At 68.1% G+C, this 17,706-nt stretch carries 20 protein-coding genes and 1 pseudogene; 14 read left to right on the top strand and 7 right to left on the bottom strand.

All coding sequences use genetic code 11. From position 1 onward, the window contains the following. Positions 1–73 precede the first annotated feature (73 nt). Complete coding sequence (locus tag FHR32_RS30575; RefSeq protein WP_184758013.1) at positions 74–520, top strand: MarR family winged helix-turn-helix transcriptional regulator; 447 nt, start codon at positions 74–76, stop codon at positions 518–520. Positions 521–561: 41 nt separating this feature from the next. Further along, positions 562–978, top strand: a complete 417-nt coding sequence (locus FHR32_RS30570) for an epoxide hydrolase N-terminal domain-containing protein (RefSeq protein ID WP_184758012.1) — start codon at positions 562–564, stop codon at positions 976–978. Here FHR32_RS30570 and FHR32_RS44920 read toward each other — a convergent pair. Next, positions 873–1,235, bottom strand: a pseudogene (locus FHR32_RS44920) (MFS transporter); the annotation flags it as partial. The gene FHR32_RS30570 and the pseudogene FHR32_RS44920 sit on opposite strands and share 106 nt — an antisense overlap. A 175-nt stretch (positions 1,236–1,410) precedes the next feature. Between FHR32_RS44920 and FHR32_RS30565 the strand changes: the two are divergent. The 6 genes from FHR32_RS30565 (at position 1,411) to FHR32_RS30540 (ending at position 6,673) form a co-directional block, all read left to right on the top strand. Continuing rightward, positions 1,411–1,896, top strand: a complete 486-nt coding sequence (locus FHR32_RS30565) for an MFS transporter (RefSeq protein WP_184758011.1) — start codon at positions 1,411–1,413, stop codon at positions 1,894–1,896. 187 nt (positions 1,897–2,083) lie between these two features. After that, positions 2,084–2,623, top strand: coding sequence for a copper chaperone PCu(A)C domain-containing protein (locus tag FHR32_RS30560; protein WP_312882773.1), 540 nt, complete (start codon positions 2,084–2,086; stop codon positions 2,621–2,623). After that, positions 2,623–3,831 carry a Dyp-type peroxidase gene (locus tag FHR32_RS30555; protein ID WP_184758010.1) on the top strand — a complete coding sequence of 403 codons (1,209 nt, stop codon included), beginning with the start codon at positions 2,623–2,625 and terminating at the stop codon, positions 3,829–3,831. The genes FHR32_RS30560 and FHR32_RS30555 overlap by 1 nt, the downstream gene beginning before the upstream one ends. Positions 3,832–3,985: 154 nt before the next feature. Next, positions 3,986–5,176, top strand: a complete 1,191-nt coding sequence (locus tag FHR32_RS30550) for a cytochrome P450 (protein ID WP_184758009.1) — start codon at positions 3,986–3,988, stop codon at positions 5,174–5,176. A 448-nt stretch (positions 5,177–5,624) separates the two neighbouring features. Continuing rightward, complete coding sequence (locus FHR32_RS44915) at positions 5,625–5,882, top strand: hypothetical protein (RefSeq protein ID WP_184758008.1); 258 nt, start codon at positions 5,625–5,627, stop codon at positions 5,880–5,882. Then, positions 5,879–6,673: a zinc-binding metallopeptidase family protein gene (locus tag FHR32_RS30540; protein WP_246467989.1), complete on the top strand. Its 795-nt coding sequence runs from the start codon at positions 5,879–5,881 to the stop codon at positions 6,671–6,673. The genes FHR32_RS44915 and FHR32_RS30540 overlap by 4 nt, the downstream gene beginning before the upstream one ends. A gap of 59 nt (positions 6,674–6,732) precedes the next feature. Here the strand turns inward: FHR32_RS30540 and FHR32_RS30535 are convergent, their stop codons facing one another. The 5 genes from FHR32_RS30535 to FHR32_RS43225 form a co-directional block, all read right to left on the bottom strand. Then, positions 6,733–7,137, bottom strand: coding sequence for an arsenate reductase ArsC (locus FHR32_RS30535; RefSeq protein ID WP_184758006.1), 405 nt, complete (start codon positions 7,135–7,137; stop codon positions 6,733–6,735). Further along, positions 7,130–8,230: an ACR3 family arsenite efflux transporter gene (gene arsB / locus FHR32_RS30530; protein ID WP_221466467.1), complete on the bottom strand. Its 1,101-nt coding sequence runs from the start codon at positions 8,228–8,230 to the stop codon at positions 7,130–7,132. The genes FHR32_RS30535 and arsB overlap by 8 nt, the downstream gene beginning before the upstream one ends. 30 nt (positions 8,231–8,260) lie before the next feature. Continuing rightward, complete coding sequence (locus FHR32_RS30525; RefSeq protein ID WP_246467979.1) at positions 8,261–8,632, bottom strand: ArsR/SmtB family transcription factor; 372 nt, start codon at positions 8,630–8,632, stop codon at positions 8,261–8,263. A 59-nt stretch (positions 8,633–8,691) separates the two neighbouring features. Then, positions 8,692–8,997, bottom strand: a complete 306-nt coding sequence (locus FHR32_RS30520; RefSeq protein ID WP_184758005.1) for an arsenate reductase/protein-tyrosine-phosphatase family protein — start codon at positions 8,995–8,997, stop codon at positions 8,692–8,694. A gap of 304 nt (positions 8,998–9,301) precedes the next feature. After that, positions 9,302–10,342, bottom strand: a complete 1,041-nt coding sequence (locus FHR32_RS43225) for a GNAT family N-acetyltransferase (protein ID WP_312882772.1) — start codon at positions 10,340–10,342, stop codon at positions 9,302–9,304. On the opposite strand from FHR32_RS43225, the gene FHR32_RS46835 reads away from it, so the two are divergent. From FHR32_RS46835 to FHR32_RS30490, 6 genes are all read left to right on the top strand, one after another. Then, positions 10,276–10,542: a hypothetical protein gene (locus FHR32_RS46835; protein ID WP_221465275.1), complete on the top strand. Its 267-nt coding sequence runs from the start codon at positions 10,276–10,278 to the stop codon at positions 10,540–10,542. The two genes, FHR32_RS43225 and FHR32_RS46835, sit on opposite strands and share 67 nt — an antisense overlap. Further along, positions 10,511–11,032 carry a transposase gene (locus FHR32_RS43215; protein WP_221466465.1) on the top strand — a complete coding sequence of 174 codons (522 nt, stop codon included), beginning with the start codon at positions 10,511–10,513 and terminating at the stop codon, positions 11,030–11,032. Before FHR32_RS46835 ends, FHR32_RS43215 begins: the two co-directional genes overlap by 32 nt. Continuing rightward, positions 10,986–11,684 carry a hypothetical protein gene (locus FHR32_RS43210; protein ID WP_221466464.1) on the top strand — a complete coding sequence of 233 codons (699 nt, stop codon included), beginning with the start codon at positions 10,986–10,988 and terminating at the stop codon, positions 11,682–11,684. Before FHR32_RS43215 ends, FHR32_RS43210 begins: the two co-directional genes overlap by 47 nt. A gap of 137 nt (positions 11,685–11,821) precedes the next feature. Continuing rightward, a complete protein-coding gene (locus FHR32_RS30500) occupies positions 11,822–13,057 on the top strand; it encodes an IS701 family transposase (protein WP_184758004.1) in 1,236 nt (411 codons plus the stop codon). 467 nt (positions 13,058–13,524) lie between these two features. Then, positions 13,525–17,073, top strand: coding sequence for a DNA polymerase III subunit alpha (gene dnaE / locus FHR32_RS30495; RefSeq protein WP_184758003.1), 3,549 nt, complete (start codon positions 13,525–13,527; stop codon positions 17,071–17,073). Beyond that, entirely contained in the window at positions 17,070–17,420 is a 351-nt protein-coding gene (locus FHR32_RS30490; RefSeq protein WP_221466463.1) for a DUF6300 family protein, read from the top strand. Before dnaE ends, FHR32_RS30490 begins: the two co-directional genes overlap by 4 nt. A 64-nt stretch (positions 17,421–17,484) precedes the next feature. On the opposite strand, the gene FHR32_RS30485 is transcribed toward FHR32_RS30490, so the two are convergent. Continuing rightward, positions 17,485–17,676: a hypothetical protein gene (locus tag FHR32_RS30485; protein ID WP_184758001.1), complete on the bottom strand. Its 192-nt coding sequence runs from the start codon at positions 17,674–17,676 to the stop codon at positions 17,485–17,487. Positions 17,677–17,706: the final 30 nt, after the last annotated feature.

Raw genomic sequence — 17,706 nt, 5'->3', positions numbered from 1 at the left:
GTGACCGTCCCCTGGTGTCCGGCAGGCGTAGATTACATAAGTAATTTAAATAAATTGGTGATATATTGGAGTCATGGCACCACAGAGCCGGCAGGATCTCGACCCCAGCGATTTAGCCACCGTGCTGGGGGAGTTCACCCGGAGGTCCATCCGGCTCCCCGCAACCGAGAAGCACAGCTTCACCACGCTGTCGGTCCTGCACACGCTGGCCCACAGAGGTCCCATGCGGTTGACCGCGCTGAAAGTGACCGAGCAGATCACCCAGCCCGCCATCACCCAGCTCATCAGCCGGCTGGAACGCGACGGACTGGTGGAACGCCGCCCGGACCTTGAAGACCGCCGCGCGGTGCTCGTCCAGGTGACCCCAGCCGGTGCGCAGATCGTCCAGACCCGACAGCGCGACCGCGTCCGCCAGTTCTCGCAGCTGGCCGAAGCCCTGACCCCCGAGGAACGACACGCCATCGGCGCAGCCCTGCCCGCGCTGGCACGGATGGCTGCGCTCATGGACGTCGAGCGCTGATCCGCGGCGCAGCCGTTTCTCCTCCCTCGGAAGGAACCCCCATGGCAGCCACAGAGCACTTCCAGCTGGAACCCGTGCCCATTCACGTCCCCGACGCCGTGCTGGACGACCTCAAGGCGCGGCTGCGGCTCACGAGGTGGCCCGACGACGCGGGCAACCACGACTGGTACTACGGCGTCAGCCGCAGCTACCTCCAGGAACTCGCCGACTACTGGCTCAACCAATACGACTGGCGCCAGGCCGAGGCTGCGATCAACGCCATCGTCCCCTCCCTGCCCGGCTTCGGCTTCTCCACCCCGCTGCCGGACCACCCCGACATGAACTTCTGGAAGGTCGCCGACCTCTGGCACACGTCGAGCGAGGAGACACGGGCCAGCAGAGCGGGTTCGACCTCGCGTTGCGTGGCGGTGAACCAGGGCACGTTGAACAGTTCGATCCCCAGGCCGGCGACGACATAGGCGGCCACCACCACGGACGGGTGAACCGGGAACGCCAAGCTGAGAGGCGCGCAGCCGTAGCAGGCCAGTCCAGCGAGGGCGGCCCAGCCCTGGGCGTGAGGACGCCAGCGCGTCATGACCAAAGCACCGATCAGCGCACCTACGATGTAGGCGCTGGTCGCCGCGGCCAGCACCACCTCGGTGCCGTAGCGGTCGCGGCTGACCAGAGACAGAGCCACGCCGGTCGCGGAATATCCGGTCGCGATGACGGCATCGATCTTGACCAATTACCTCAGGGCCGTGACGTGTGACTGATCGATTCACCGTCTCCCCACCCCTCGGATCACGACCGTTGCGGCGGCATGGGATGATTGCCGCACGATGTCCGCGACTTTGCCCTTCCGTCTCGCCCGCGCCACCGTTTTCGCCGTGGTCTGCTTGGGCTTGAGCGTGATGGCACACGTTTTCGCCGGAGGTTCAGTCTCCGCACCGAGCACGGCCGGTGCTCTGGCGCTCGCGTTCGTCGCGGCTTTCGCCATGTCGGGGCGCGAACGCACACTGATGGCGATCTTGGCACTGCTGGCAAGCTTGCAGGCCGGACTGCACGTGCTGTTCTCTCTCGCGCACGCCGCGTCCCCTGCCGAGGCCATCGGGCACGTTCACTCCGGGCTGGTGCCAGGTCTGGGCATGCTGGTCATGCACGGCTGGGCCGTGGGACTGACCTCACTGTGGCTGGCGCGTGGCGAGGCGGCACTGTGGACGCTGCTGCGGCGGCTCGACGCACGACTGTGCCGTGTGCTCATCGTGCACGCGACTCCGGCATACACCTCGTTTTTCATGCCAAGCACGATCGAGCCGGAAGTTCTCCGCTCTGCCGTGCTGCGCCACGCCGTGAGCAGGCGTGGTCCTCCCCGGCTTGTCACCGCCACCTCCAGCTGACCGCCCAAGGTCACTCGGAGGCATTACTTCGTTCCCGAGCCCGCATGCGCGGGCCTGCGCCGATGCCGCCATCCGGCGGCTCGGCGGACCGAATCAGCGTGACAATCCCGGCTGTCTGTCCGGCATGGCCACATCGAGGCGGCATTAAGCCGCGGCCCGCCGGCACAGCCAGAAGAAAGGCATCAACGTGTCTCCTCGCCGTATCGCCCCTGCCGGAATCCTGATCGCCACCGTGATGGCGCTCAGCGGGTGCGGCTCTCAGAGCACCGCGGCACCGGTCGCCGCCGCGAGCTCCACGACACCCGTCGCGGCCCCGCCCCTGGCGATCACCGACCCGTGGGTGAAGACCACCAAGAAGGGGATGAGCGCCGCCTTCGGCACCCTGGTCAACAACACCGACGGCGACGTGACCGTCGTCTCCGGTGCCTCACCGCTGTCACCGGAGGTCGAGTTGCACGAGGTGGTCGACTCCAAGGGCAAGATGGTCATGCGGCCCAAGGAGGGCGGGTTCGTGATTCCCGCGCGCGGCACGCACCAGCTCCAGCCCGGTGGTGACCACCTCATGCTGATGGGCGTCACCGAAGAGGTGAAGCCCGGCGCGCAGATCCCCTTCACCCTCACCCTCAAGGATGGGGAGACCCTGGAGTTCACCGCGGTCGGCAAGGACTTCGCCGGCGGCAAGGAGGACTACCAGCCCGGCATGGACATGGGCAAGGACCACGGCTGATGCGGCAACCTCGACTGACACGGCGGGGCTTGCTCACGGGGGGCGCCGCCGCGGCGGCCGGCGCCCTCGTGGCATATGCCCCTCAGCAGGCCATATCCACGACCACGTCCAAAGCGGCTCCGCCCGTCGCCGGCGGCTCGGCGGTGGAACCCTTCCACGGCGTCCATCAGGCCGGGATCGCCACGGCCCCGCAGGCCCACGCGGTCTTCGTCGGCCTGGACCTGCTGCCGGGCACCGGCCGTGAGGCCGTCGTCCGGATGATGGGCCTGCTCACCGACGACGCCCGTCGCCTGACCCAGGGCCGGCCCGCGCTGGCCGACACCGAGCCGGAGCTGGCTGCGCTCCCGGCCCGGCTGACCGTCACCTTCGGCTTCGGCCCCGGCCTGTTCGCCGCGGCCGGTGTGGAGGATCGGCGGCCCGAATCGATAGCGCCCCTGCCCGGCTTCGTGATCGACAAGCTGGAGAAGCGGTGGACCGGTGCGGACCTGCTGCTGCAGATCTGCGCCGACGACCCCGTCGCCCTCGCCCACGCCCTGCGCATGACCGTCAAGGACGCCCGCTCCTTCGCCAGGATCCGCTGGACCCAGCGCGGGTTCCGGCGCAGCCCGCACACCCAGTCCCCCGCCACCACCCAGCGCAACCTCATGGGCCAGCTCGACGGGACCGTCAACCCCCAGCCGGGGTCGGCGGACTTCGACCGGGCCGTCTGGATCGACGACGGCCCGCCGTGGCTGCGTGGCGGCACCACGCTGGTGCTGCGGCGCATCCGCCTGAAGCTGGAGACCTGGGACGCCGCCGACCGGGTGGCCAAGGAGTTCACCATCGGCCGCCGCCTGGACACCGGCGCCCCCCTGACCGGGCAGGCCGAGCACGACGAGCCGGACTTCGACAGGCTCAACGCGGTCGGATTCCCCGTCATCTCCGAATACGCCCACATCCGCCGGGCCCACGTCACCGACCCGGGCATGCGGATCCTGCGCCGGGTCTACAACTACGACGAGGGCCTCGCCCCCGAAGGGCACGCCGACTCCGGGCTGCTGTTCGCCTCCTACCAGGCCGACGTCAACCGGCAGTTCGTCCCCATCCAGAAGAGACTGGCCGAGGCCGACCTGCTCAACGAGTGGACGACCCCCATCGGCTCGGCCGTGTTCGCCATCCCTCCGGGATGCTCGCCCGACGGCTGGATCGGAGAGACCCTCCTCGCCTGACAGCGTCCAAGCCCTTTCACCGCGATATCGCACCCGGCTTCCGTCAACCCTTCGCTGGAACCAGAGCGTCGGACGCGGATGTCCGGCTCCTTGCCGGCCCGAGGCCCTCTCCAGCGCCACGATGCCCGACTGTAAGACGATGAGGATCTAATCGATGTCAGAAACAGAATTTCCCCTCATGCAGTTCATGCGCGAGGGGATGGACCCGGTGGCCGAGCTCGGCCGCATCCGCGCCGAGCAGCCTGTCTGCCCACTGCACATGCCCGGTGGATCCACGATGTGGCTGCTCACCCGCTACGACGACGTGCGCTCCGTGCTCGGCGACGCCGACAGGTTCAGCAACGACTTCGGCAACGTGACGGCCGCCGGGTCCACTCAGGAGGACCCCGGCGGCCTCGGCTTCCGCGACCCGCCCGAGCACACCAGGCTGCGCAAGCTGCTCACCCCGGAGTTCACCATGCGGCGGCTGCGCAGGCTGGAACCCCGTATCGAGGCCATCGTGGCCGAGCATCTCGACGCGATGGAGAGATCAGGCTCTTCGGCCGATCTGGTGCAGTCCTTCGCGCTGCCCATCCCCTCTCTGGTGATCTGTGAGCTGCTGGGTGTGCCCTACGCCGACCGCGCCGACTTCCTGCGCCTGAGCACCGACCGGTTCGACCTCTCCGCCGGTCCCGAGGCCTCGCTCCAGGCGGTCAACGACTCGATGACCTACCTGACGGAGCTGGTCACCCGCGAACGGAAAGACCCAGGTGACGGTCTGCTGGGCATGCTGCTGCGCGAGCACGGAGACACGATCGGCGACCGCGAGCTGGCCAGCCTCGCCGACGGCATGCTCACCGGAGGGCACGACACCAGCACGAGCATGCTCGCCCTGGGCACCCTGTGGCTCCTGCAGAACCCCCAGCAGCTCGCCCTGGTCCGCGACACCGACGACCACGTCGACCAGGTGGTGGAGGAACTGCTGCGTTACCTCACGGTCGTACAGGTCGCCTTCCCCCGCTTCGCCCGCGAGGACCTCGTCCTGGCCGGACAGCCGATCGCCAAGGGCGAGATGGTGCTGTGCTCGCTGACCGGAGCCAACCGCGACCCCGCGCTCGGCCCGGATATCGACAGCGTCGTCCCCGGCCGCGAGGTGGCCTCCCATCTCGCCTTCGGGTACGGCATCCACCGGTGCATCGGCGCGCCGCTGGCCCAGATGGAGATGCGCATCGCCTTCCCGGCGCTGCTGCGCCGCTTCCCCACCCTGCGCCTGGCCGTACCGGCCGAGGAGATCGCCTTCCGGAAGATCTCGATCGTCTACGGGGTCGACTCCCTGCCCGTCGCCTGGGATCGGGCCCAGCCGTGACTTTCGGCTCTCGGTTGATCCCTGTCCTGGTGATGTGTGCCTGTCGGCTTGCACATCCCTGTGAAACGGAGAAACGTTCCGATGACATCCGACCTTGAGGCCCAGCCCGCCCAGGTCACCCCCGATGCGCCCACCTCGTCCAGACGGTCCGGCTGGGCGGCGGTCCGCCCGCTGGTACTGCGTCTGCACTTCTAGGCCCTCCACTCGGGTCGGCGTCACCAGGGGCAAAGTAGCTGTGAGTGATCAGCTCCCATCATCCGAGGGAGGGCCCGGACCGCATTGTGGCTGTTCATCGGCCTCGCAAGAAGACCGGTATCCCAGACGACTGCGGAGCGCTATGGCTTCGCATCCCGATCACGGGTTCCACCGGGAGGCTTTGACCTGGTCTTTCTCGCTACTTTGGGGCTCATCGCACGGACCTGAGTGGAGGGCCCGAAAGAAGCACACGATGGCAAGCGACATCACCGGTGGATTCATCGGAAACCTGGAGGACGCCTTCACCCCGCCCGTGGCCGGAGGATGCTGCGGGAGCCCCGCCTCCACCGCACCCGACGCCGCCACCTCCGCCGGCACCGCAGTGTCGTGCTGCGGGAGCGAAGCCAAGGCGACCCAGGCGGCCGAGGACGGGTGCTGCGGGCAGGCGCCGGCTCCGGCGGCCGCTTCGAGCGCTGCTGGTACCGACGCCTCCGCCGGGTGCTGCGGATGAACTCCCGCCCGCCCGCCCCACCCGCTCGGCCGCTCGTGCCGCCGGAGGCGATCGAGGTCCCCGGCCTGGCGGCCGCCCTGCAACAGGTGAGCGCGCAGCGGATGCTCACCTGTGTTGCGGAGCTGGCCGCCGACGGCTACACGGGACGGCGGGTGGGCACCCCTGGCGGCCAGGCCGCCGCCGCATGGCTCGCTGAGCAGCTGCGAGAGCTGGGCGCCGGCGTGCAGCTCGACCCGTTCGGTGTCTCCAGCGTGCGTGAGCTGTATCACACGCCGGTGCCGCAGTGGAGCGCCGGCGAGATAACCCGGAGTTTGGAGCCTCGGCGGGAGTTCGTCGAGCACCTGGCCTCGGCTGAGCTGCCCGACCCGCGTTCGGCGCCGCTGGCAGGCCTGAGTGCGGCGGATCTGGGTGACCGCTGGGTGCTGGCCCCCGCCGGCCACCTGCCGATCGAGCTGGACAGGCTGGAAGAGGGGGCGACGGGCGGGCCGCGGGCGCTGCTGAGCGCGCACTTCGACGGGGTGGGCGATGACCCGGCCCACGCTCTGCTGGCCGCCTTGGATCAGGCCGGGCGCCGTGCCGGGGTGCCGTTGCGGGCCGGCGCGATGGCCTCGGACAACCGTCGCTACGCCGCGCACGGCTTGGCCGCGATCGGCGTCGGTATGGGTATGCCCGGCTATCAGACCCCTGCTGAAACCCCCGACCGCGTCGAGCCGGAGACCCTGGTGGCCGCGGCGCGTCTGCTCATCGCCACTGTCTGGCTGCTGGCGGACGCGCACGCGCAACGCTCATGAGCATCGGCGCCGTCCGGACCCGCACCGTCTTGACCAGGTAGGCGTGCGTTGGGGCCGGGTTATCGGGCGTCGAGTTCGGCGATCAGCTTCTCGATCCGGTCGCGGATCTCATCGCGGATCGGCCGTACGGCCTCGATGCCTTGCCCGGCCGGATCGTCCAGCTTCCAGTCCTCATACCGCTTGCCCGGGAAGATCGGGCAGGCATCCCCGCAGCCCATGGTGATGACCACGTCGGAGGCCTGAACGGCCTTGGCGGTGAGGATCTTGGGCTGGGCGGCGGTGATGTCGATGCCGACCTCTGCCATGGCCTCGATGGCGACCGGGTTGATCGTCTCGGCGGGGGCAGAACCCGCCGAACGGACCTCGATCCGGTCGCCGGCCAGCTGGGTGAGCCAGCCGGCGGCCATCTGGGAGCGTCCGGCGTTATGCACGCAGACGAACAGGACGCTGGGCTTGTCAGGCATGAACCGACCCCTTGGGTGTGGTGGTGAACAGGCGCCGGCCCCACAGGCTGACGTAGACCAGGGCGACCAGGACGGGTACCTCGATGAGCGGGCCGACCACTCCGGCCAACGCCTGACCGGAGGTGACACCGAACACGCCGACGGCGACTGCGATGGCGAGCTCGAAGTTGTTGCCGGCCGCGGTGAAGGCCAGCGTCGTGGTTTTGTCGTACGGCAGGCCGATCGCGCGCCCGGCCAGGAAGGAGCCGCCCCACATCAGGAAGAAGTAGGCCAGCAGCGGCAAGGCGATCCGGGCGACATCGCCGGGCTGGGAGGTGATGACCTCGCCTTGGAGGGCGAACAGGATGACGATGGTGAACAGCAGGCCGTACAAGGCCACGGGGCCGATCTTGGGCAGGAAACGGCTCTCGTACCAGTCGCGCCCCTTGGATCGCTCGCCCAGCTTGCGCGACAGGTAACCGGCCAGCAGGGGGATGCCGAGGAAGATCAGCACGTACTGGGCGATGTCCCAGGCCGAGACCTCCAGTGCCGCCTGCGACAGGCCGAGCCAGCCGGGCAGGACCTGCAGGTAGAACCAGCCCAGCGCGCCGAAGGCGATCACCTGGAAGATCGAGTTGACGGCGACCAGGACCGCGGCGGCCTCGCGGCTGCCGCAGGCCAGATCGTTCCAGATGAGCACCATGGCGATGCAGCGGGCCAGACCCACGATGATGAGGCCGGTGCGGTATTCGGGCAGGTCGGGCAGGAGCAGCCAGGCCAGTGCGAACATCAGCGCGGGGCCGATGACCCAGTTGAGCACCAGCGAGGAGATCAGTAGCCGCCGGTCGCCGGTGACGGTGTCCAGCCGGTCGTAGCGGACCTTGGCCAGCACCGGATACATCATCAGCAGCAGGCCCAGGGCGATCGGCAGCGAGACGTCGCCGACACGGACCGCGTCCAGAGCGGCGCCCAGGCCGGGCACCAGGCGGCCCAGCAGCAGCCCGGCCGCCATGGCGACGCCGATCCAGACCGGCAGGAACCGATCGAGCGTGGAGAGCTTACCGATCACGCCCGCCTCTGCCGCGGCAGCGGGAGCACGGGTACTTGAGGACATGGATCTTCCTTGATCTTCCTTCAGTGCGGGTCAGACCGTGGCCGGGATGTTCAGCAGGGCCGACAGCTCCGACAACGCCTCCGGGGCCAGGCGGTAGTAGACCCAGGAGGCACGTCGCTCGGAGACCAGCAGTCCGACCTCCTTGAGGACCTTGAGGTGGTGGCTGATCGTCGGCTGGGACACCTCGAAGGCGCCGGTGATGTCGCACACGCAGACCTCGCCGCCGGCGTGGCTGGCCACGATCGACAGGATCCGCAGCCGCACCGGGTCGCCCAGAGCCTTGAACACCCGCGCCACGGCGACGGCCTGTTCGGCGTTCAGCGGCTCGCGTGTCAGCGGCGGGCTGCACTCCAGAAGCTCCAGGGGCTCCACCGGGTCTCCCCTCCTCATATAGAAGTCCATCGAAGTCGACTCTCATCTATATTGACATATATCTATTCATGCTCGGTACGCGGGATCTCTCATGGGGCCGCAGACACGTCGAGGTCGGCCAGCAGGGCGCGCACCCGCCGCTCGATCTCGTCGCGGATCGGGCGCACCTCCTCGGTCCACGGCTTGGGGAACTCGGCGGAGATGTCGATGCCGGCCTCGGCCATGGAGGCCACGGCGGAGGGGTTGATCTCGGCGGTGAACTCGGCGCCTCCGGACCAGGCGGTCGCGTGCTCGCCGGCCAGGTGCTGGAACCATCCCAGGGCCATCTGGGAGCGGCCGGCGTTGTGGGTGCACAAGAACAGCACGATGGGCCGCCCGTCGCCTTTTGTGCACATCCGCCCAGGCTCAGGCGGGGGAGCATCGGCCCTGCACGCTGCCGCGTGCGGCCGGTCCGGGTGGGAGAAATCACCGGACACGCCGAAGGCCCCGCCCGTGTCGGCGGGGCCTTCGGTTCAACGTGTGCGTACCGGTGTGCAGGTCGCCTCTCGGCGAAAGGCGCAACGCGGCTCCAGCCGAACGGTAGTCCGCGAAGGCGATAGATGAGGCCCGGGGACACTGGGCACACCGGCCACGAAGGACACAACCACCACCGGCCGCCGAATGTTCCCGCACGTCAGCCTTGACCTGACCGGGCCGGGTTCATCGTCCGACGGCTGTACTTCGCTGCTCCAGCATCAGCACATCCCGCCAGAAACCGTGGTGACAGCCGATGCGCTCGCGGGTGCCGACCAGGCGGAAGCCGAGCGCCTGATGCAGAGACAAGCTGGCGGCGTTCTCCGGGAAGATCCCGGACTGGATCGTCCACACACCCGCGTCCTCGCAAGCGGCGATGAACGCGGCGAGCAGGGCACGGCCGATGCCGTGCGCCTGGCAACCAGGATGCACATACACGCTGTGCTCGACCACCCCGGCGTAGACCGGGCGGGCCGAGACCGGCGAGGCGGCGATCCAGCCGACGACCTCCCCGCTCTCGGTGTCGGCGGCCACGTAGCGTGGGTGGGCCAGCTTGCCCGCGGTGAAGCCCTCCCAGCTGGGCGCGAGCGTCTCGAAGCTGGCCTGGCCGGTGTCGAGACCCGCCTGGTAGATGGCCAGCACCTGCCCGGCGTCGCTCTCGCGCATCGGCCTGATGACCAGGCCGGTTGAGATCGCGGGCTTGACCGCCTGGACAATGGCCGAGTGCACGCCGTCACCGTGGTCAGCGGTCAGCGTGATCGCGGTGCCGACGAACCCGGTCTTCCACAGCAGGTCGCGGTACTCGTCGACGGTGAGAGAGCCTGCGACGCAGCCCACCCGCTGCTCGGCGGCGGCGCGGCGCTGCGGGTCGATGGCGCCGTCGGTGACGACGTCACTGACTCCGAGGCGTCCGCCGGGCCGCAGCACCCGGAAGGCCTCGGCGAGTGCGGTCGCCTTGTCGCTGGACAGGTTGATCACACAGTTGGAGATAACCACGTCGACCGCGTGGCCGGGCAGCGGGATGGCCTCGATCGTGCCGTGCAGGAACTCGACGTTGGCCGCGCCCGCCTCCTCTGCGTTGCGTCGGGCCAGCTCCACCATGTCGGCGCTGGCATCTAGTCGGTGGTTTGTTGACGTGGGGTCGATGTCGCGGTAAGCCGGTGGATAGGGGTAGTTGGTGCTGTTCGGGGGTGGTCGTGGTGGTGACCGCGCGGCGTCCGTGTCCACCGGCGCCGGGTCCGTTGGAGGAGTACGCGGCCCGGTTCGATGATCTGTGGTGCTCGCTCGCGCAGCGCCGGGGGTTCCGCGAATATCTGGCCGGGCTGTTGTTGCCGCGGGACCGGAACAAGACGCTGACGGCCCTGGCCGGTGCGGAGCCGGTGGTCGGGGCCCAGAATGCGGCGGTGCAGCGGCTGCAGTTCTTCTGAGTCGGAGTCGCCGTGGGATCACGAGAAAGTCAACGCCCGGCGCCTTGAGCTGCTGCGGGCCGATCCGGTGACCGCGCCGCATGCGGGCGGGGTGCCGGTGGTCGATGACACCGGGGACCGCAAGGACGGCACCGCCACCGCGCACACCGCCCACCAGTATCTGGGCTCGGTCGGGAAGATCGAGAACGGGATCGTGGCAGTGACCACACTCTGGGCCGACGAGCGGGTCTACCACCCGCTGCACGCGGTGCCCTACACCCCCGCCGCTCGGCTGCCTCGCGGCCGCAGCGATCCGGCATTTCGCACCAAGCCGCAGCTCGCGGCCGCTCTGGCAGGTCGGGCTCAGGCCGCCGCCGTGCCGTTTCGGGCGCTGGTGGCCGACTGCGCCTACGGCGACAATGCGGCCTTCACCGCTGAACTGTGGGCCGCTGGATTGGCCGTTCGTGCTCGCGCTCAAGCCGCACCAGGGCTCCTGGGCTCCGGTGGATGAGGCGCACACGCCGATCGACGCCGCCCGTGAGCTTGCCTGGGGAGGTCCCCAAGCGCCGGGCGCCTGGACCAAGGTCGTGCGGCGGTTTCGCGATGGCCGTAGCACCGTGTGGTGGGCCGCGGACGCGGTCTTGGGCGGCTACGGCCCGCACCAGGCGGTCCGGCTGATCGTCGCGACCGCCGACCCGGCGACGCTGCCGGCCAAGGCGACCTGGTATCTGGCCACCAACCTGCCCCGCCCTGGGAGCGTCCGTGCGGCCTGGAGCCCGCATCCGGCCGCCGGCCTGGCCGAGATCGTGCGCCTCTACGGCCTGCGGACGTGGATCGAACAGGGCTACAAGCAGGTCAAGGACGAACTCGGGTGGGCCGATTTCCAGGTCCGCTCCGATGCCGCGATCCGCCGCCACTGGGCCCTGGTGGCCTGCGCGTTCACCTTCTGCCGGCATGCCCGGCCCGCCGATCCGGTCCCGCCACCACACCTCCCGCCCGCCCCGGCCGACACCGACGGCGGAGAGAGGGGGGCCCACCGCCACAGTGCCACCCGTGCCACTGTGCTGGCCTCGCGCCGCCCGCCACGTCCGCGGTTGGCTGACCCCCTGCGCACTGCTGCAACGCTGGTGGCGCAACTGGTCGAGCAGGCCCCCGCCCGCTGAACTACAGGCCCTGGTCACAGCCGTCACCGCGGGGCGATCCCTCAACCTCTACGCCCCGCCTTAACAAACCACCGACTAGTAGGGCTTGGTTACCTCGGGTAGGGGACGGTATGTCACCTGTTTGGGGGTGAGGGAAGATGACCCCTCAAGAACTCGAGGCCGTGCGGGCGCGGCTGGAGACGTTTGCCGCTGAGATGTTCTCCGGTTTCGCCCGTACTGATCAGCGGCGGTGGGGCGAGCGGTATGTGCGCGGCCTGCTGACCGACGGAGCGCGGAAATCGATGGAGCCGATGGCGGCCCGGCTGGGCGTGGACCGCCAAGGGCTGCAGCAGTTCTGCACCGATGCCCCCTGGGCGCATCAGCTGGTTTTGGCCGAGCTGGCCTGGCGGATGGACGCGGCGATCAACCCGGCCGCCTGGGTGGTCGATGATGTGTCCTTTGTCAAGGACGGCCAGGAGTCGCCGGGCGTGGCCGCGCAGTATTGCGGGGCGCTGGGCAAAACCGCGAACTGCCAGGTCGCGCCGAGCGTGCATCTGGTCACCGACGCCGCCTCCTGCCCGGTGAACTGGCGGCTGTTCGTGCCCGAGCAGTGGGATCCGGCCTCGCCGCGCACGGAGGATCCGGCCGCGGTGGCGGCACGCCGGCAGCGCTGCCGAATCCCCGCCGACGTCGGTCATGTGCCCAAGTGGCAGCTGGCTCTGGACATGATCGACGAGCTGGAGAGTTGGGGGCTGGATCCGCCGTTGGTGGTCGCCGATGAGGGCTACGGTCAAGACGGGGCCTTTCGCCTGGGCCTGACCGAGCGCGATATTCCCTACGTGGTGGGGGTGCGTTCCGATACCGCGCTGCTGGAGGCCGAGGCCTGCCGCAGCGTCGCGCCGTATGCGGGGACCGGGCGGCGGCCGGTGCCCCGCTACCGGCAGCGGCGCATCAGCGCCCGGCAGTTGGTGCTGGAGGGCGGGCGGCGCGCGCTGCACACAGTGCGGTGGCGGATGGGGTCCAAGGGTCCGTTGCGCTCGCGCTTTGCCGCGCTGCGGGTACGGCCGGCGGGCGTGCGGATCCGCCGCGCTTACGCGGGCGGGGAGTTGCCGGTGTGCTGGCTGCTGGCCGAATGGCCGCCCGGTGAGCCGGAGCCGGTCAAGTACTGGTTGTCCACGCTGGAGGCCGATGTTCCATTGCGGCGTCTGGTGGGTCTGGCGAAGATCCGCTGGCGCATCGAGCACGACTACCGTGAGCTGAAGACCGGCCTGGGCCTGGACCACTTCGAGGGTCGCACGTGGAGCGGTTGGCATCATCACGTCACCCTGGTCTCGGTCGCTCACGCGTTCTGCACCCTTGAAAGGCTCAACCCAAAAGCGCCGGCTGCGGCTTGAGCACCTACCGGGTCATCGCCGAGTTGCAGCTGCTTCTGGCCTGCTGGGCCGGTATCTGCCCCACCTGCCGCCGCGCGTTACCCAGACATGCCCAGCCCGTCCCCACCTAACCAAGCCCTACTAGCTCAGCCGGGACTGCTGCTTCGGGATCATCTGCCGTGTCGGGATCGCTACGGATGCCCACGCTGCAGGCCCTGCCAGAGATGCATCCCACAGTCTTAAGCCCTCAGGACGCAGTGCGAACCAAGGCCGTTCCCGCTCGGCCAAACCCCCTGCCCCAGCAGGGGCGATGCAACATAGATGCAGGTCAGAAGGTTACAACGCCTCTCTCGCAAGCTTACTCTGGTGAATGTGCCAAGGGCCGTTGTGCGACTCCTGCCCATCTGTGAGGCTGATGAGACGCCGGGCCGGAGGGCGTAAGCTCGGGGGCCGGAAACCGGCGGCCGGGCTGTAGAAAAGGGGAACAGGTGACCGAATCGTTCGCGCATCTGCACGTGCACACTGAGTATTCGATGCTCGATGGTGCGGCGAAGGTTGAGGGCCTGTTCGCTGAAGCAGAACGGCTCGGCATGCCCGCCGTCGCGATGAGCGACCACGGCAACATGTTCGGCGCCTACGAGTTCCAGCAGGTAGCCACCAAGTTCCCCGTGAAGCCGATCATCGGGATTGAGGCGTACGTTGCCCCCGCATCCCGGTTCGTGAAGAAACCGATCTTCTGGGGGCCGGGCGGGCAGCGCGCTGTCAGCGACGACGGTGAAGGCAGCAAGGACGTCTCCGGCGGTGGCCGGTTCACCCACATGACCATGTGGGCCAAAGACGCTCAGGGGCTGCGTAACCTGTTCAGGCTCTCCTCCCGGGCATCGATCGAGGGCTACTACAGCAAGCCCCGCATGGACCAGGAGCTCATCGCCGAGCACGCCCAGGGGATCATCGCGACCACCGGATGCCCATCCGGGGAAGTCCAGACGCGGCTTCGGCTCGGCCAGTACGACGAAGCCGTCAAGGCCGCAGCGGCCTATCAGGAGATCTTCGGCAAGGAGAACTACTTCCTGGAGCTGATGGACCACGGCATCGACATTGAGCGCCAGGTCCGAGACGGGCTTCTCCAAGTCGCCAAAGACCTGGGCATCCCGCTGCTGGCCACCAACGACTCGCACTACGTGCGCGAGGAGCATGCCGACGCGCACGACAACCTGCTGTGCATCGGCGTCGGCAAGAACAAGGATGACCCGAACCGGTTCCGGTTCAACGGCTCCGGCTACTACGTCAAGTCCGCGGCGGAGATGCGGGAACTGTTCCGCGACCTGCCCGAAGCCTGTGACAACACGCTGCTGGTCGCTGAGATGGTGGGCGACTACAGCGAGGTCTTCACCTACGTCGACCGGATGCCGCAGTTCGACGTGCCCGAAGGCGAAACGCAGGCATCGTGGCTGCGTAAGGAATGTGAGCGTGGCCTCCGAGAGCGCTACGGCGACAACCCCAGTCAGGAAGTCCTCGACCGGCTGGAGATCGAGCTCGGCGTCATCTCCCCCCTGGGATTCGACTCCTACTTCCTCGTGGTCGCCGACATCTGCCGCTACGCCCGCGACAACGGCATCCCCGTGGGCCCCGGGCGTGGCTCCGCGACGGGCTCCATCGTCGCCTACCTGACCCGCATCACCGAGCTGGACCCCCTTGAGCACGGCCTGCTGTTCGAGCGGTTCCTCAACCCCGAGCGCATCAGCCCGCCCGACGTTGACCTCGACTTCGACGACCGCCGGCGCGACCAGATGGTCCGCTACGTCACCGACAAATACGGCGAGGCCTACACCGCGCAGGTCAACACGTTCGGCACGATCAAGGCCAAGGCCGCCGTCAAGGACTCCTCCCGCATCCTCGGCTACCCCTTCCAGATGGGTGAGCGAATCACCAAGGCCATGCCGCCGGACGTGATGGGCAAGGGCGTCCCCCTTGAAGGTCTCTTCGACGAAAACCACCCCCGCTACTCCGAAGCCACCGAGATCCGGTCGATGTATGACACCGACCCGGATGTCAAAAAAGTCATCGACACCGGCATGGGCATCGAAGGACTGATCCGCGGCACGGGCGTCCACGCCGCCGCGGTCATCCTGTCTTCTGCTCCCCTGCTGGACCTGATCCCGCTGCACCGCCGCGACAAAGACGGCGTCATCATCACCGGGTTCTCCTATCCTCAATGCGAGGACATGGGCCTGATCAAGATGGACTTCCTGGGTCTGCGGAACCTGGGCATCATCGATCACGCCATCCAGATCATCCGGGAACACCGCGGGGTGGAGATCTCCACCGAGAACATCCCCCTGGACGACGCCAAGACCTATGAGCTGATGGCCCGCGGCGACACCCTGGGCGTGTTCCAGCTCGACGGCGGCCCCATGCGTTCCCTGCTGCGGCTGATGGCGCCCACCCGATTCGAGGACATCGCCGCGGTGCTGGCGCTGTATCGGCCCGGCCCCATGGCCGCCAACGCCCACATCAACTACGCCGACCGCAAGAACAACCGCCAAGAGATCACCCCGATCCACCCGGAGCTCAAAGACGCTCTCGACCCGATCCTCGGCGACACCTTCCACCTGCTGGTCTACCAGGAGCAGGTCATGGCCATCGGCCGGGAACTGGCCGGCTACAGCCTCGGCGGCGCTGACCTGCTGCGCCGGGCGATGGGCAAGAAGAAGAAGTCGGAGCTGGACAAGCAGTACGAGTTCTTCGAGAAGGGCATGAAGGACAACGGCTACTCCGACGAGGCCATCAAAGCCTTGTGGGACGTGATGCTGCCGTTCTCCGGTTATGCGTTCAACAAGTCCCACACCGCCGGATACGGCCTGGTGGCGTACTGGACCGCCTACCTGAAGACGAACTACCCGGCGGACTACATGTCGGCGCTTCTCACCTCCGTAGGCGACGACAAGGACAAGGCCGCCGTCTACCTCGCCGAGTGCCGCAAGATGGGCATTCAGGTGCTGCCGCCCGACGTCAACGAATCCTCCCTGCACTTCGCCCCCGTCGGCGACGACGCGATCCGGTTCGGTCTCGGCGCGGTCCGTAACGTCGGTGCGGACCGGGTGGAGGCCGTCATCGCTGCCCGCAAGGAAAACGCGCCGTTCACCGACTTCAATGACTTCCTGACGAAGGTCCCCCTGCAGGTCTGCAACAAGCGGCTCATCGAGTCGCTGATCAAGGCAGGATCGTTCGACTCGCTCGGCCACCAGCGCAAAGCGCTGATGCTGATCCACGAGCAGGCCGTCGACAGCATCATCCCGATCAAACGCTCAGAAGCCCACGGCCAGGACTCGCTGTTCGGCGACGACGAAAGTGGCCTTGACGAGACCTTCGCCATCTCGATCCCCGAAGGGGAATGGGACAAAAAGACTCGGCTCGCCTTCGAGCGGGAAATGCTCGGCCTGTACGTGTCCGACCATCCGCTGGCCGGCACCGAACGGCTCCTGGCACGCAACCGGAGCACCACGATCGTCGACCTTCTCGAAAACGGCCAAGACCGCACCGATGCCAAGGTGTGCGGGCTTATCACCAAGGTCGACAAGAGGGTCAACAAGGCCGGGAAAGTCTGGGCCATCATCGTCGTCGAGGACATGGACAGTGCCGTCGAGTGCCTGTTCTTTCCTAAGAACTACGAGCTGTACGCGCCGGAGCTGCGCGAAGACGCCGTCGTGTCGGTCAGCGGAATGGTCAGCAGCCGCGACGGCGCCATCTCTATCTTCGCCAACGACCTGACGCCGATCGACGTCTCCGGTGTCACCAGTGACTCCGGGCATCCCGTCACGATCACCCTGCGGGAGGAACGCGTCACGTCGATGCTGGTCGAGGAACTCCGCAACGTCCTCAAAACCCACCAGGGCAAGGTGCCGGTGCGGATCAACCTGCGCAGGCGCACCGGGAAAACCGTGATCGTGGCATTGCCCGACTTCTCCGTCAGCGCCGAATCATCCTTCTCCGCCGACGTGAAAGCCCTCATCGGCCCAGAATCGATCAGCCTGTGACCGGTGTTGACCTCGTTGAGCTCCACTCCGTCCCAGAGCCACCCCCGTGCCCCCGCTGCGGGAAAGACGGCATCTTGTCGGCGCTGGTCTCCCACGGATGGACCAACGCCAGCGGCGCCGACGTACGCGGCTGGGTCACGGTCGTGTTGTGCGCCGACTGTGACGCCGACGCCCCGCACGCGGCCCCCCTGATCACGTGGTTTCACGTGCACGGCAGCGTCGACGCCGACAACGACGCGGCGTTTTTGGCACTACTGACCGAATGGGCCAAGAACGTCCGGGTGGCGACGCTGGACGAGGCCACCTTGGAGGAAGAGATCACCGCCTGGCGGCGCGGCGAACTGTGACATGACGCCGGCCCCGGCACCTCCCGTGGGGAAGAGGCGCCGAGGCCGGATCACTGCCTACCGGTTACAGCTCGACGCTCCGGGACGGGTCCAGGGCGAAGTCGTCCTGAACCGCCGGAGAGTTGCATCCGGGCGGGACGATGAGGCCCTTGCCGGCCAGCTCCATGTAGCGGTCGACGGCGCTCTCATCGAGGCCGAGGCCGGTTCCAGGGGCGGTGTCCATGCGCAGGCTCAGCGGCCCGATCAACTGGGACATGACGGTGTTCCTTTCATCGGGGATGGATAT

It is taken from the genome of Streptosporangium album, assembly GCF_014203795.1.
In the GTDB taxonomy this organism is placed as follows: domain Bacteria; phylum Actinomycetota; class Actinomycetes; order Streptosporangiales; family Streptosporangiaceae; genus Streptosporangium; species Streptosporangium album.
This window is presented reverse-complemented; position numbering and strand designations above follow the sequence as displayed.